12 protein-coding genes and 1 pseudogene are annotated in these 14,385 nt (G+C 70.7%); 10 read left to right on the top strand and 3 right to left on the bottom strand.

Translation table 11 applies throughout. The features are described 5' to 3' along the window. Positions 1 to 307: 307 nt before the first annotated feature. The 3 genes from ACRX5S_RS26715 to clpX all read left to right on the top strand — a co-directional run bounded on the left by ACRX5S_RS26715 (position 308) and on the right by clpX (position 3,126). Positions 308 to 901, top strand: coding sequence for an ATP-dependent Clp protease proteolytic subunit (locus ACRX5S_RS26715; RefSeq protein ID WP_436775800.1), 594 nt, complete (start codon positions 308 to 310; stop codon positions 899 to 901). 60 nt (positions 902 to 961) lie between these two features. Continuing rightward, complete coding sequence (locus tag ACRX5S_RS26710; protein ID WP_436775653.1) at positions 962 to 1,636, top strand: ATP-dependent Clp protease proteolytic subunit; 675 nt, start codon at positions 962 to 964, stop codon at positions 1,634 to 1,636. A 206-nt stretch (positions 1,637 to 1,842) separates the two neighbouring features. After that, entirely contained in the window at positions 1,843 to 3,126 is a 1,284-nt protein-coding gene (clpX, locus tag ACRX5S_RS26705) for an ATP-dependent Clp protease ATP-binding subunit ClpX (protein ID WP_436775652.1), read from the top strand. Positions 3,127 to 3,220: 94 nt separating this feature from the next. On the opposite strand, the gene ACRX5S_RS26700 is transcribed toward clpX, so the two are convergent. The 3 genes from ACRX5S_RS26700 to ACRX5S_RS26690 form a co-directional block, all read right to left on the bottom strand. After that, positions 3,221 to 4,120, bottom strand: coding sequence for a hypothetical protein (locus ACRX5S_RS26700; RefSeq protein ID WP_436775651.1), 900 nt, complete (start codon positions 4,118 to 4,120; stop codon positions 3,221 to 3,223). A 94-nt stretch (positions 4,121 to 4,214) separates the two neighbouring features. Then, a complete protein-coding gene (locus tag ACRX5S_RS26695; protein WP_436775650.1) occupies positions 4,215 to 4,844 on the bottom strand; it encodes a hypothetical protein in 630 nt (209 codons plus the stop codon). Between the two features lie 330 nt (positions 4,845 to 5,174). Further along, entirely contained in the window at positions 5,175 to 5,870 is a 696-nt protein-coding gene (locus ACRX5S_RS26690; protein ID WP_436775649.1) for a hypothetical protein, read from the bottom strand. Positions 5,871 to 6,202: 332 nt separating this feature from the next. Here ACRX5S_RS26690 and ACRX5S_RS26685 point away from each other — a divergent pair, with 332 nt between their 5' ends. The 7 genes and pseudogenes from ACRX5S_RS26685 to mreD all read left to right on the top strand — a co-directional run. Next, complete coding sequence (locus ACRX5S_RS26685) at positions 6,203 to 8,827, top strand: valine--tRNA ligase (RefSeq protein ID WP_436775648.1); 2,625 nt, start codon at positions 6,203 to 6,205, stop codon at positions 8,825 to 8,827. A gap of 218 nt (positions 8,828 to 9,045) precedes the next feature. Beyond that, positions 9,046 to 10,422 (top strand): bifunctional tetrahydrofolate synthase/dihydrofolate synthase, encoded by a 1,377-nt coding sequence (gene folC / locus ACRX5S_RS26680; protein WP_436775647.1) that lies wholly within the window; start codon positions 9,046 to 9,048, stop codon positions 10,420 to 10,422. 3 nt (positions 10,423 to 10,425) lie between these two features. Next, positions 10,426 to 10,749 carry a DUF4233 domain-containing protein gene (locus ACRX5S_RS26675; protein ID WP_436775646.1) on the top strand — a complete coding sequence of 108 codons (324 nt, stop codon included), beginning with the start codon at positions 10,426 to 10,428 and terminating at the stop codon, positions 10,747 to 10,749. Positions 10,750 to 10,929: 180 nt separating this feature from the next. After that, positions 10,930 to 11,340 carry a nucleoside-diphosphate kinase gene (gene ndk / locus ACRX5S_RS26670; RefSeq protein WP_436775645.1) on the top strand — a complete coding sequence of 137 codons (411 nt, stop codon included), beginning with the start codon at positions 10,930 to 10,932 and terminating at the stop codon, positions 11,338 to 11,340. A gap of 330 nt (positions 11,341 to 11,670) precedes the next feature. Next, the gene (locus ACRX5S_RS26665) at positions 11,671 to 12,690 is read left to right on the top strand and encodes a rod shape-determining protein (protein ID WP_436775799.1); all 1,020 of its coding nucleotides are present in this window, start codon (positions 11,671 to 11,673) and stop codon (positions 12,688 to 12,690) included. Positions 12,691 to 12,791: 101 nt separating this feature from the next. Next, entirely contained in the window at positions 12,792 to 13,793 is a 1,002-nt protein-coding gene (gene mreC, locus ACRX5S_RS26660) for a rod shape-determining protein MreC (protein WP_436775644.1), read from the top strand. 3 nt (positions 13,794 to 13,796) lie between these two features. After that, positions 13,797 to 14,300: pseudogene (mreD, locus tag ACRX5S_RS26655) on the top strand (rod shape-determining protein MreD); the annotation flags it as partial. Positions 14,301 to 14,385 lie beyond the last annotated feature (85 nt).

The raw sequence follows: 14,385 nt of genomic DNA, 5'->3' as shown, positions 1-14,385 counted from the left end.
CGGGTCCGCCGGCCCCCCCCCGGGCCGCCGCCCGCCGGCCGCGCGGCGTAGCCCATCGACCCGCGTCCCGCCCGGAAATCGGACCGATGCGCTGTGGGCGAACAGCCCGGCGTCGGGGATGGCCACAGCGGATCAGCGCGTTAGGGTCGCTGTACGAGGGGACACCGCCAGACGTCCGTGCCGGAACCGGGCAGGACCGGTGGCCCCGCAAGGTCGACTTCAGGACGGCTCGGGTTGCCGTCGGAAACGAGCAGGTGGATACGTGACGAATCCGCAGATCGTGACTCCGGGACTCGCGGTGCCCGCCATGCGCGCACCCCAGGGCGGTATGGGGCTCGACGACCAGGTCTACAACCGGCTGCTGCGCGAGCGGATCATCTTCCTCGGCGCGCCGGTCGACGACCAGATCGCGAACGCGATCTCGGCGCAGCTCCTGCTGCTCAACGCCGAAGACCCGGACAAGGACATCTCGCTGTACATCAACTCGCCGGGCGGCTCCGTCACGGCGGGCATGGCGATCTACGACACCATGCAGTTCATCAGCAACGACGTGTCGACCGTGGCGATGGGCCTGGCCGCCTCGATGGGCCAGTTCCTGCTGACGGCCGGCGCGCCGGGCAAGCGCATCGCGCTGGCCAACACCGAGATCCTCATGCACCAGCCCTCCGCGGGCCTCGGCGGTGCGGCGTCCGACATCCGCATCCAGGCCGCGCAGTTGCTGCGCCTGAAGAAGCGCATGGCCGAGCTGATCGCCGAGCACTCCGGGCGCACCTACGAGGAGATCGAGCGCGACTCGGACCGCGACCGCTGGTTCACCGCCAACGAGGCGAAGGATTACGGCCTGGTCGACCACGTGGTCACCAGCGCCCGCGAGGTCCCGACCAACGGCAGCGCGAGCTGATCCGACGGGGACAACCCGCAGCCGAGCCACCCAGCATTGCCGTCCGGAGGATCTGAACCCATGACCGACCTGTCGTTCCCCACCCCGAGGCCCGACGCCCAGTCGCTTTTCACCGGGCGTCCCGACGGCCGCTACATCGTCCCGCAGTTCGAGGAGCGCACCTCCCAGGGCATCAAGCGGTACGACCCCTACGCGAAGCTCTTCGAAGAGCGCATCATCTTCCTCGGCGTCCAGATCGACGACACGTCCGCCAATGACGTGATGGCCCAGTTGCTGACGCTGGAGTCGATGGACCCGGACCGCGACATCTCGATCTACATCAACTCGCCGGGCGGCTCGTTCACCGCGCTGACGGCGATCTACGACACGATGCAGTTCGTGCGCCCCGACATCCAGACGGTGTGCATGGGCCAGGCGGCCTCCGCCGCCGCGGTGCTGCTGGCGGCCGGCACGGCCGGCAAGCGAATGGCGCTGCCGAACTCCCGCATCCTCATCCACCAGCCGTACAGTGAAACCGGGCGCGCACAGGTGTCGGACCTGGAGATCCAGGCCAACGAGATCCTGCGCATGCGCTCGCTGCTGGAGGAGATGCTTTCCAAGCACAGCAACCGACCGATCGACCAGGTCCGCGAGGACATCGAGCGGGACAAGATCCTCACCGCCGAAGAGGCGCTGTCGTACGGCCTCATCGACGAGATCACCTCCCCGCGGAAGTCCCCCCGGTCGACCGGATGACGGCGGCATCGGCCGGTCGGGAGTGTCGCGACCGGCCGATGAGCCCTCTCCCGAGGGGGCCGTCCGCGGTTCGAGGGGGCACCGACCCCTCAAAATAACCGCGGACGGGCCAAAACCAGGGGATGGGCGTTTGCGGCGGGGTACCGTCGAAAGACCAGGCACCAGGTCCGGTTCCTACCGGGGCCCAGGCGAAGGAGATGCACCTCGTGGCACGCATCGGTGACGGTGGCGATCTGCTCAAGTGCTCGTTCTGCGGTAAGAGCCAGAAGCAGGTGAAGAAGCTCATTGCCGGTCCGGGTGTGTACATCTGCGACGAGTGCATCGACCTGTGCAACGAGATCATCGAGGAGGAACTCTCCGAGTCCTCCGAGCTGAAGTTCGAGGAGCTCCCCAAGCCACGGGAGATCTGCGAGTTCCTGGACGGGTACGTGGTGGGCCAGGAGGTCGCCAAGAAGGCGCTCTCCGTCGCGGTCTACAACCACTACAAGCGGGTCCAGGCCGGGGAGAGCGCCAAGGGCGGCGGCCGGGACGACGGCGTCGAGCTGGCCAAGTCCAACATCCTGCTGCTCGGCCCCACCGGCTGCGGCAAGACGCTGTTGGCCCAGACGCTGGCCCGGATGCTGAACGTCCCCTTCGCCATCGCCGACGCGACCGCGCTCACCGAGGCCGGGTATGTCGGCGAGGACGTCGAGAACATCCTGCTCAAGCTGATCCAGGCCGCCGACTACGACGTCAAGAAGGCCGAGACCGGCATCATCTACATCGACGAGGTCGACAAGATCGCCCGCAAGAGCGAGAACCCGTCGATCACGCGCGACGTCTCCGGCGAGGGCGTGCAGCAGGCGCTGCTCAAGATCCTGGAGGGCACCACCGCGAGCGTCCCGCCGCAGGGCGGCCGCAAGCACCCGCACCAGGAGTTCATCCAGATCGACACGACGAACGTGCTGTTCATCGTGGGCGGCGCGTTCGCCGGTCTGGAGCGCATCATCGAGGGCCGGGTCGGCAAGAAGGGCATCGGCTTCGGCGCCCAGATCCGCTCGAAGCGCGACATCGACCTCGCCGACGCGTTCGGCGAGGTCATGCCGGAGGACCTGCTCAAGTACGGCATGATCCCCGAGTTCATCGGCCGCCTCCCGGTGCTGACCTCGGTGCACAACCTGGACCGCGAGGCGCTCATCTCGATCCTCACCGAGCCGAAGAACGCGCTGGTGAAGCAGTACCGGCGGCTGTTCGAACTCGACGGCGTCGAGTTGGACTTCGAGATGGAGGCGCTGGAGGCCATCGCCGACCAGGCGATCCTGCGGGGCACCGGCGCCCGAGGCCTGCGCGCCATCATGGAGGAGGTCCTGATGTCGGTGATGTACGAGGTGCCGTCCCGCAAGGACATCGCCCGCGTCGTCATCACCCACGACGTCGTCCTCAAGCACGTCAACCCGACGCTGGTGCCGCGCGAGATCGTCAAGCGCGAGCGCCGCGAGAAGAGCGCCTGAGGGGTCCGGCGGCGGGCTCCGGGGGCCTGCACACAGGTCTCGTACGGCAGGTTCCCCAGATCCTGCGGGGTCGAGGACCGGGCGGGTCGTCCGGTCAGCCGTCCGTGCGGTTGCCGAGGTAGATGCCCTCCATCTGGGAGACCAGGTCGGCCACCGTCTCGGTGCTGCTGCCGAAGAGCATGCGGGTGTCGTCGCCCCACAGGCACACGGCCGAACGCGGGCCGTTCCAGCAGCGGATCAGACCGGGCTGCCGCCACAGGCCCGCGGGCATGTCCGTCTCGACGGCGGACTCCGACGCGGGTACGAAGGCCTGGACGAAGTCGACGGGCACGACGTCGCGCATCACTCCGGTCGAGAAGAGCGTCCCGGCCGAACTCCGGCTCTCCTGGTAGACCATGGTCCGCACCTCGTCGAAGTCCCGGCCGAAGGCGTCGGTGATGTCCTGGACGGACGGCGCGGCCTCGTGGTCGGGTACGCCCGGCACGCCGCCGACCGCCGAGGGCAGCGCGAAGGGCTCCGCCACCGGCGCGGGCCGTGACGTGCCCGGCGCGGCGCCGGAGGTCGCCGGAGCGGGGGCGGGCGCGGTGGCCGTGGCCGCCGCCGACCGGGACGGTGCGGCGTCCTTGCGCTTCGCATCGTCGTCGTCCCCACCGAGCACGGCGAACAGGATCACCGCCGCCGCGACCACCACCACGACGGCTCCGCCGAGACCGGCGATGAGCGCGGTCCGGGCGGCCGACGCGCGGCGCGGCGGAACCGGGAACCGGTAACCGGTCGGCGCGTAGGTCTGCTGCCCCGGCAGCGGCACCTGCCCGGGCATCGGCCCCGGCAGCACGTTGGGAGGCAGGGCGGGCGGAGGGTTCGGGGGCACGGTTGGGGGCACGTTCGGCGGCGTGCCGGGCGGCCGTCCGGCGGTCGGGCCGTACCAGGGCGGGGCGGACGGCTGCGAGCCGTCCTCACGGCGTTCGGGCCATCCCCCGTGGTCTGTGGTCATGGGCCTCGCGGCGCGCGTCGTGTGTACGGCGCGCCGCACCTCCTCTCGCGACGGCGGACGCCGCGCCGGGTCCGGCGGGGCGGCCGCGTATCCGCTATGTTCCCCGCTCGCGCGTGTCCGCCACCGCCGCGCGCATATCCCGTGTGGTCCGGGCGAGTTCGTCCGGCGAATCGACGTTGTCGGCACCCGCGAGCGCGAGCACCGAGCCGACGGAGCGGCCGTCCGCCCACACGCACATGTCCAGTGTCAGATTCTGCCTCGGGTAAACCACCGGATGGCACTGCACGATGCCGCCGAGCGGGCCCGGGTCCTGGCGCCGCACGGTCGCGGGGTCCACGCGGGCGTCGGAGTCGCGCAGTTCGGCGTAGAACCGGTCCAGCTTGTCCTGTGCCGCGCCCGAACGCCGGTCCGCGGCGACGACGACGATGACGTCCGCGCGCGTCGCGCCGGTGCGGCCGTACGCGCCCGCCTCGCCGCGCCCCTGCAACGCCCCGCGTACGGCGGCGAGATCGACGGCGTCGTCCATGCGCGTCAGATTCGCGGCGACCGGAGGCAGCCTCGGCGGCGGCGGATCGTCGCCGGCCGTGAGCCCATCGATGAGGGCGACGGCACCGATGACGGCAGCCACCGCGGCGACCACGCCCGCGAGCGGACGCAGCACCGCGCGCCGCGAAATCCCGCAGGTGCCACGGCCCGTCGGCGGTACCGCGCCCTCGTGCGTCACGAATACCCCTGGCGGACACGCAAATGCGGACAGGACAGCCGATCCGCTGCACGGTACCGCGCGAAAGCCCGCAGGCGCCTCCGCATCCCCCGAACGCGCGGGGGAGGGGCACCCAATAGGCACCGCTTCTCGCCGATCCGGGCCCGACACGAGGTATCCGGTGTGGACCGCCCGCCCTTCGTCCCCATAAACGCGCGCGGCGCTTGTGGAGGCGACCGACGAACCCGGCACCCGGCCCGACGACCTGCCCGACCGATCCGATCGGCAAGCCACGTCCGCCGATTCGCCCGATCGGTCGGTTCTCCAACTTCTCCAGATCGGCCGCTTCTCCTACTTCTCCAGATCGGTGCGCATCTCCACGAGCTTCTTCGCCGCGGCGTCGGCCGACAGCTTGTCGAAGTACGCGACCGCGACCGTGTTCTTGTCCGCCCACGCGCAGATCGCCGCCGGGTAGGCGTCCTGTGCGGGCATGCACTGCACGGTTCCGCCCAGCGGGCCCGCGGCGTAGTCCTTCATCGTGACGCCCTCGGGGACGCTGCCGCCGTCGCCGTTCACGTAGTCGATCATGCCGCGGATCATGTGCTCCATGCGCTTGCCGTCCGTCGCGGTGAGCCCGTCCACACCGACGAAGAGCACCTCGCGCGGGCTGGTCGGCGTCTTGCCGTACGCCACGACGACGAGGTTGTTCTCGTCCGTCATCTCGCCCGGGTCGACCGGCATGTCGGAGGGCGCGCCCTCGCCGACCAGGCGCTCGTAGCCGCCGGTGCGGGCGGCGGACAGCAGGACGCGCGGGCCCGGCGTACCGGCCGGGCTCGGTGCCTTCGTGCCGGACGGCTTCGCGCCCGTCGCGTCCCCCGCGCTCGGGGACGCCGCCGGTTCCCGGGCGTCGGTGGAGGGCGCGGCGTCGGACGGTTCGACGGAGGCCGAGGCCGTCGCCGAGGGCGTCCCGTCGGCCTTGTCCTTCTCCTTGCCCGGCATCTCACACGCCGTCAGCGCGAGCGAGCCCAGCACGGCGGCGGCGAGCACACCGGCGGAGCCGCGCAGCGAGGAACGCGCGGACGAAGCGAAAGATTCAGACGAAGCAGGCGAAGCGACAGAAGTACGCAGGGAAATACGAGTACGCACGGGGTCCCCCCAAGGACGAGTCGATGCGCCGGATCCACCCGGCGCCCGCCCCATGGCCCCCCAGGGTCCGCGCGCCGCCCGGCTCGGTTCCGAACATTAGCGCCCCGACCAGGTGTTTTCCGCACCGAGGCGACTCGGTGACAGCACGGTGACCAAGCGGTGACGCCGACGCCGTGCGCACAGTGTCCGTGCGGTGCCGAGGAGGGGGTCCGGCTTCCGTAGACTTGGGTGCTGTGACCGAGACTTCTTCCTCCGCAGCCGCTGCCGAAGCGCAGACCCTCTCGTCCCAGTACGCCCCTGCCGAGGTAGAGGCCAAGCTGTACGAGCGCTGGGTAGCCGCGGGCTACTTCGAAGCCGATGCGAAGAGTGCGAAGCCGGCCTACACCATCGTCATCCCGCCGCCCAACGTCACCGGCTCGCTGCACCTGGGCCACGCCTTCGAGCACACGCTGATCGACAGCCTGACGCGCCGCAAGCGCATGCAGGGCTACGAGACGCTCTGGCAGCCCGGCATGGACCACGCCGGCATCGCCACCCAGAACGTCGTGGAGCGCGAGCTCGCCAAGGAGGGCCTCTCGCGCCACGACCTGGGCCGCGAGGCGTTCGTCGAGCGCGTCTGGCGGTGGAAGGACGAGTCGGGCGGCAAGATCCTCGGCCAGATGCGCCGCCTCGGCGACGGCGTCGACTGGCGCCGCGAGCGCTTCACGATGGACGAGGGCCTGTCGCGCGCCGTCCAGACCATCTTCAAGAACCTGTTCGACGACGGCCTGATCTACCGGGCCGAGCGCATCATCAACTGGTGTCCGCGCTGCCTGACCGCGATCTCCGACATCGAGGTCGAGTACCAGGACGACGACGGCGAGCTGGTCTCGATCCGCTACGGCAGCGGCGACGACGCGATCGTGGTCGCGACCACCCGGGCCGAGACGATGCTCGGCGACACCGCGGTCGCCGTCCACCCCGAGGACGAGCGCTACCGCCACCTGGTCGGCACCCTGATCGAACTGCCGCTCACCGGGCGGCGCATCCCGATCGTCGCGGACGAGCACGTCGACCCGGAGTTCGGCACCGGCGCGGTCAAGGTGACGCCCGCGCACGACCCGAACGACTTCGAGATCGGCCGCCGCCACGACCTGCCGTCCATCACCGTCCTCGACGAGCGCGCGGTCATCACCGCGCACGGCCCGTTCCAGGGGCTCGACCGGTTCGAGGCGCGCTCGGCGATCGTCGCCGCGCTGCGTGCGGACGGCCGCATCGTCGCCGAGAAGCGCCCGTACACCCACTCCGTCGGGCACTGCTCGCGCTGCAAGACCACTGTCGAGCCGCGGCAGTCGATGCAGTGGTGGGTCAAGGTCGGCCCGCTCGCGCAGGCGGCCGGGGACGCGGTGCGCGACGGTCGCGTCGCGATCCACCCGAAGGAGATGGAGGCCCGCTACTTCGGCTGGGTCGACAACCTCCACGACTGGTGCATCTCGCGGCAGCTGTGGTGGGGCCACCGCATCCCGGTCTGGTACGGCCCGAACGGCGAGGTCGTCTGCGTCGGCCCAGACGACGAGGCGCCGGTCGGGGAGGGCTGGCACCAGGACAACGACGTCCTCGACACGTGGTTCTCGTCCGGGCTGTGGCCGTTCTCCACGCTCGGGTGGCCCGAGCAGACCGCCGACATGGAGAAGTTCTTCCCCACGTCGGTCCTGGTCACCGGCTACGACATCCTGTTCTTCTGGGTCGCCCGGATGATGATGTTCGGGCTGTACGCGATGGACGGCACGCCGCCGTTCCACACCATCGCGCTGCACGGCATGGTCCGCGACCAGTTCGGCAAGAAGATGTCGAAGTCGTTCGGCAACGCGGTCGACCCGCTCGACTGGATGGACGCGTACGGCACCGACGCGCTGCGCTTCACCCTCGCGCGCGGCGCCAACCCGGGCACCGACGTCCCGATCGGCGAGGACTGGGTCCAGGGCTCGCGCAACTTCTGCAACAAGGTCTGGAACGCGACCCGGTTCGCCCTCATGAACGGCGCCACGGTCGAGGGCCCGCTGCCGCCCGCCGAGGAGCTGTCCACCGTCGACCGGTGGATCCTCTCGCGGCTGGACGCGACCGTCGCCGAGGTCGACGCGCTGTACGAGGACTACCAGTTCGCCAAGCTCACCGACGCGCTGTTCCACTTCGCGTGGGACGAGGTCTTCGACTGGTACGTCGAGCTGTCCAAGATCACGCTCCAGGCGGGCGGCGCCCCGGCCGCGGCGACGCGGCGCGTCCTCGGGCACGTCCTGGACGTGACGCTGCGGCTCCTGCACCCGATCACCCCGTTCGTCACCGAGGCGCTGTGGACGACGCTGACCGGCGGGGAGTCGCTGGTCGTCGCCGAGTGGCCGCAGCCCGCCGACCGGCGCGACCCGGCCGCCGAGGCCGAGGTGACGACGCTCCAGCAGGTCATCACCGAGGTCCGCCGCTTCCGCGGGGACCAGGGCCTCAAGCCGGGCCAGAAGGTCCCGGCGCGGCTCACCCTCGGCGGCACCGCGCTCGCCGCGCACGAGGCGCCGATCCGCACGCTCGCCCGCCTCGAACCGGACACCGACGGCTTCGCGGCCACCACGTCCTTCCCGATCGCGGGCGCGCTGGTCGAGCTGGACCTGTCCGGCGCGATCGACGTGGCGGCCGAGCGCCGCAGACTGGAGAAGGACCGTGCGGCGGCCGAGAAGGTCAAGGAGCAGTGCACGAAGAAGCTCGCCAACGAGGGCTTCCTGAGCAAGGCGTCGGCCGAGGTCGTCACCAAGGTGCGCGGCCAACTGGAGACCGCCGAGGCGGACATCCTGCGCATCTCCGGGCAGCTCGACCGGCTCCCGGCGGCCTGACGTGAACACGGTGCCGCGCACGGACGGCCCCTCCCCGGGCCGTCCGTCCGCGGGCACCCGCAGGGAACGAACACTGCGGCACCCCAATCCCGCAGCACCGAAAACCGCGGCACCGAAAACCGCTGCACCAGCACCGCCCGAACACAGCAGCGCGCCCGCACACAGCACCACCCGCGCACGCAACGCCCCACCACGACGAACCGAACCGGTGACCACCAGTGACTGACCCCGCCGCCGACCTGCGCTCCGTGGAGGCCGAGCTGGTCGCCCGCTGGCCGGAGACCAAGATGGAACCGTCCACCGCGCGCATCGCCGCGCTGATGGACGTGCTCGGCGAGCCGCAGCGCTCGTACCCGGTCATCCACATCACCGGCACCAACGGCAAGACGTCGACGGCCCGCATGGTCGAGGCGCTGCTGCGCGCCTTCTCGCTGCGGACCGGCCGCTACACGAGCCCGCACGTGGAGTCGATGACCGAGCGCATCAGCCTGGACGGCGAGCCGATCAGCCCGGAGCGGTTCGTCGAGACGTACCGCGACATCCTCCCGTACGTCGACATCGTGGACGGCTCCCAGCCGCTGCCCATGTCGTTCTTCGAGGTGCTGACCGGCATGGCGTTCGCCGCGTTCGCCGACGCGCCGGTCGACGTCGCGGTGGTCGAGGTCGGTCTCGGCGGCGCGTGGGACGCGACCAACGTCGCCGACGGCACGGTGGCCGTGGTGACCCCGATCGCCGTCGACCACAGCGAGAAGCTCGGGAACACGCCCGCGGAGATCGCCGTCGAGAAGTCCGGCATCATCAAGCCGGGCGCGCTCGCGGTCCTCGCGCAGCAGCCGCTCCAGGCCGCAGAGACCCTGCTGCGCCGCAGCGTGGAGGTCGGTGCGACGGTGGCGCGCGAGGGCATGGAGTTCGGCGTCGTGCGCCGCGACCTGGCGGTCGGTGGCCAGATGGTGACCCTCCGCGGCCTGGCGGGGGAGTACGACGGCATCTTCCTCCCGCTGCACGGCGCCCACCAGGCGCACAACGCCGCCGTCGCGCTCGCGGCCGTCGAGGCGTTCTTCGGCGTCGGGACCGGGCAGCGCGTCGGCCTCGACCATACCGGCAAGCTCGACGTCGAGATCGTCCGCGAGGCGTTCGCGGGCGTCACCTCGCCGGGCCGCCTGGAGATCGTGCGGCGCGGCCCGACGGTCGTGCTGGACGCCGCGCACAACCCCGCGGGCGCGCGCACCGCGGCCGAAGCGGTCGCCGAGTCCTTCGACTTCACCCACCTCGTGGGCGTGGTGTCCACGATGGCGGACAAGGACGTGCGCGGCATCCTGGAGGCATTCGAGCCGATCTTCGCGGAGATCGTGGTGACGCAGAACTCCCTGCGCCGGGCCATGCCGGTGGACGAACTCGCCGCGCTGGCCGTGGAGATCTTCGGCGACGAGCGCGTGGAGGTGGTCCCGCGCCTGGACGACGCGATCGACGCCGCGGTGCGTCTCGCGGAGGAGGAAGGGGACCTGGGCGGCGCCGCGGTGCTGGTCACGGGTTCGGTGGTGACGGTGGGCGAGGCGCGGGTCCTGCTCACCGGCGGACGGCAAGGGAGGGGATGACCTGTGCGTGCCCTGTGTTCCACGCATCTGATCGGCGAGGCGATCGTGATCTGCCTCGCCGCGCTGGTGGCGATGTCGCTGACCGACATCTCCACGGGGACGCTGTGGGCGGTCGCCGGACCGGCGGCGGTCCTGTGCGTTCTGCTCTGCGGCAAGTTGTCGGCGCCGTGGGCGGTCCCGGCCGGCTGGGCGCTGCAAGTGGCGCTCATCGCCGCGGGGTTCATCGTGCCGATGATGTTCATCGTCGGCGCCATCTTCGCGGCGATCTGGTACGCGTGCGTCCGCGTCGGCCGCACCATCGACGCCGCGAAGGCCGCGCATTCCTGACCGGCTCGCCTGCGGGAACTCCTGACGTGCACTCCACACCCCGCACCCCGCATTCCGCACCGCCGCGCGGTGCCGGGGCGACATCTCGGCGGCTCTCCTGACAACGCCGCCGTGACCCCCGATAGGCTCGGGGCGTTGAGTTGATCGAGCGTCAGCAATTCCCCCCTGAGGAGTCCCCCTTTGTCCGAGCGCACCCTGGTCCTCGTCAAACCGGACGGTGTCCGGCGTGGCCTCGTCGGCGAGGTCATCGGCCGCATCGAGCGCAAGGGCTTCACCCTCGCCGCACTGGACCTGCGGGTCATGGACCGCGAGACCATCGAGCGGCACTACGAGGAGCACGCCGGCAAGCCGTTCTACCCGAGCCTGGTCGAGTTCATGACCTCGGCGCCGACGGTCGCGATGGTGGTCGAGGGCGAGCGCGCGATCGAGTCGTTCCGTACGCTCGCCGGTGCCACCGATCCGATCAAGGCCGCTCCCGGCACGATCCGAGGCGATCTCGCGACGATCACACAGCAGAACATTGTGCACGGATCCGACTCTCCGGAGTCCGCGGCACGGGAGATCAAGAACTTTTTCCCCGGCCTCGCCTGACCGGTCGGAGCCATGGGCGCGCGGGTTGACGCGCGTCACCGTACGACGGGGGTCTTCTCTCGGTTCGTGCTGCCCGGATTCCGTTCCACCGTGGTCCGTTTGAGTGAGGGTTAGGCACGAAAAACTAAAAAAGACCCCATTGGCGTGCGTGGCAGGTGTCGTTCTGTCTGATGATCACGTCATCGTTGTTGCCAGGTGTTCCGCTCGGCGTGGCACGCCTACGATTGAGACCGGTCCCAGCCGTGCGCAGTAGGCCGGTTCACGTCCCCCGGCTGAAACACATGGCTGAAAAAAGCTCCGGAAGGCCCTGGTTGCTTCATGGCGAACAATTTGTCGTTCATCGGTCGTGACATGGCAGTCGACCTCGGCACGGCCAACACGCTGGTGTACGTCAGAGGGCGCGGGATTGTCCTGAACGAGCCTTCCGTCGTCGCCAAGAACACCAGTACCGGCGGCATCCTCGCGGTGGGTGCCGAGGCGAAGAAGATGATCGGCCGGACCCCCGGCAACATCGTCGCCATCCGCCCGCTCAAGGACGGCGTCATCGCCGACTTCGAGATCACCGAGCGCATGCTGCGCTACTTCATCCTCAAGGTGCACCGCCGCCGCTACCTCGCGCGCCCGCGCGTGGTGGTGTGCGTGCCCAGCGGCATCACCGGGGTCGAGCGCCGCGCCGTGGTCGAGGCATCCAGCCAGGCCGGGGCGCGCAGCGTGCACATCATCGAGGAGCCGATGGCGGCCGCGATCGGCGCCGGGCTCCCGGTGCACGAGGCCACCGGCAACATGGTGGTGGACATCGGCGGCGGCACCACCGAGGTCGCGGTCATCTCGCTGGGCGGCATCGTCACCGCGCAGTCGATCCGCGTCGCGGGCGACGAACTCGACATGGCGATCATCAACTTCGTGAAGAAGGAGTACTCGCTGCTGCTCGGCGAACGCAGCGCCGAGGAGATCAAGATGTCGATCGGCTCGGCGTACGACATGGGCGACGACGCGCACAGCGAGATCCGCGGCCGCGACCTGGTCAGCGGGCTGCCGAAGACGATCGTCATCTCCACCGCCGAGGTCCGCAAGGCCGTCGAGGAGCCGGTCAACACCATCATCGACGCGGTCAAGACCACGCTCGACAAGTGTCCGCCGGAGCTGTCCGGCGACGTCATGGACCGCGGCATCGTGCTGACCGGCGGCGGCGCGCTGCTGCGCGGGCTGGACGAACGCCTGCGCGCGGAGACCGGCATGCCGATCCACATCGCCGACAACCCGCTGGACTCCGTCGCTCTCGGCGCAGGCAAGTGCGTCGAGGAGTACGAAGCCCTGCAACAGGTCCTCGACGCACAACCGCGCCGCTAGCCGCCGCGCCCGACCGGTCGGACCGGACGGGCACACCGGCGGCGCGGCCACCGGGTCATGCCACGAACACCAGGAATGCCAGGAAAGGGGCGGGGCGCATCGTGAGGGACTCCCGCCGCAGCCGCACGGTCCTCGTGCTGCTGCTCGCGATCTCCTTCGCCTTGATCACCGTGGACATCCGCGGCGGCCGGAATTCGCCGGTGTCGAACGTGCGGGACTGGGCCTCGGCGGTCTTCGGTCCCGCCGAGCGAGGCACCGCCAACGCCGTGGACCCGATCGCCGACGCCATCGACGCGGTGCGCGACGCGGGCAGCCACGAGGACGAGAAGAAGAAGCTGGAGGAGGAGAACGCCAAGCTCCGCCAGCAGATCGAGAACATCGAACTGGACCGCGCCCGGGTCGCCGAACTCGACAAGCTGCTCAAGGTCGCGTCGGTGGGCCAGTACCGCGTCAAGCCCGCCCGCGTCGTCGCGGTCGGCCCGGCGCAGGGCTTCTCGTGGACGGTCACCATCGACGCCGGCACCGGCGACGGCATCAAGGCCGACATGACGGTGATCAACGGCGACGGCCTCGTCGGCCGCGTCACCTCCGTCGGCCCGATGACCGCGACGGTCCTGCTTGCCACCGACCCCGGTTTCTCGGTCGGTTCGCGCATGGCCGGGTCGCAGGAAATAGGGATCACCACCGGGCAGGGCGACCGCCCCATGCGGCTGCAACTGCTGAACGGGCAGGCGCAGGTCAAGGCCGGGGACCGGCTGGTGACCTTCGGGTCGCAGGGCGGACGCCCCTTCGTCCCCGGCGTCCCGGTCGGCGAGGTGACCGAAGTGCGCTCCACGCCCGGCACGTTGACCAAGACGCTGGAGGTCAAGCCGTTCGTGCGGTTCACCAGCCTGGACACGGTCGGCGTCGTGATCGAGCCGCCGCGCACCGACCCGCGCGACGCGGTGCTGCCCGCACCGCCCGCACCCGCGCCGCCGCCCCAGCCGGTCGCACCCGCCGCCGCGCCGCAGCCGACCGCCACGCCGCCCGCGACCGGCAAGCCGTCCGCCAACGCGCGGCCCACCAAGAAGCCCGTGACACCGAACGCGGCAGGGAGGGACTGACCGGTGGGAGCCGCACGTGTGCTGTACGCCGCCGTCCTCATCTTCGTCGGCCTGGTGCTCCAGGTCAGCGTGCTGGCCCGGTTCGGCCTGCCCGGAGCGGTGCCCGACCTGCTGCTCCTGGTCGTGGTCGGCATGGCGATGACGTACGGCCCGACCGCGGGCTGCGCCATCGGCTTCGCCGCCGGCCTGTGCGCGGACCTGGCGCCGCCCGCCGACCACGCCGCCGGGCGCTACGCGTTCGTGCTGTGCGTGGCCGGCTACATCGCGGGCCTGTTCGCCACGCGCAACCGCCAGTCGGTGATAACGCCGATCCTCATCGTCGTCGTGCTCGCGGCGCTGACCACCGTGCTGTACGCCGGAGTCGGCGCGCTCGTCGGCGACAGCGCCGCCCGCGACGTCGGCCTCGGCCACCTGATGTTCACCGCCGTGATCTACGACGCGCTGCTCGCCCCGTTCGTGGTGCCGCTGGTGATGGCCGGCGCGCGCCGCACCGATCCGCAGCCCGTGCTGCCCATGTGACGTGGCGCCGAGCACCACGGCGCCGCACCGCACCGGACAGCACCGGAAGCACCGCCCGGGCCGTACCCGGAAC

It is taken from the genome of Yinghuangia sp. YIM S09857, from assembly GCF_051388915.1.
Taxonomy (GTDB): Bacteria; Actinomycetota; Actinomycetes; order Streptomycetales; family Streptomycetaceae; genus Yinghuangia.
Note: the sequence above shows the minus strand (reverse complement) of the source record. Positions and strands in the feature narration are given on the sequence as shown.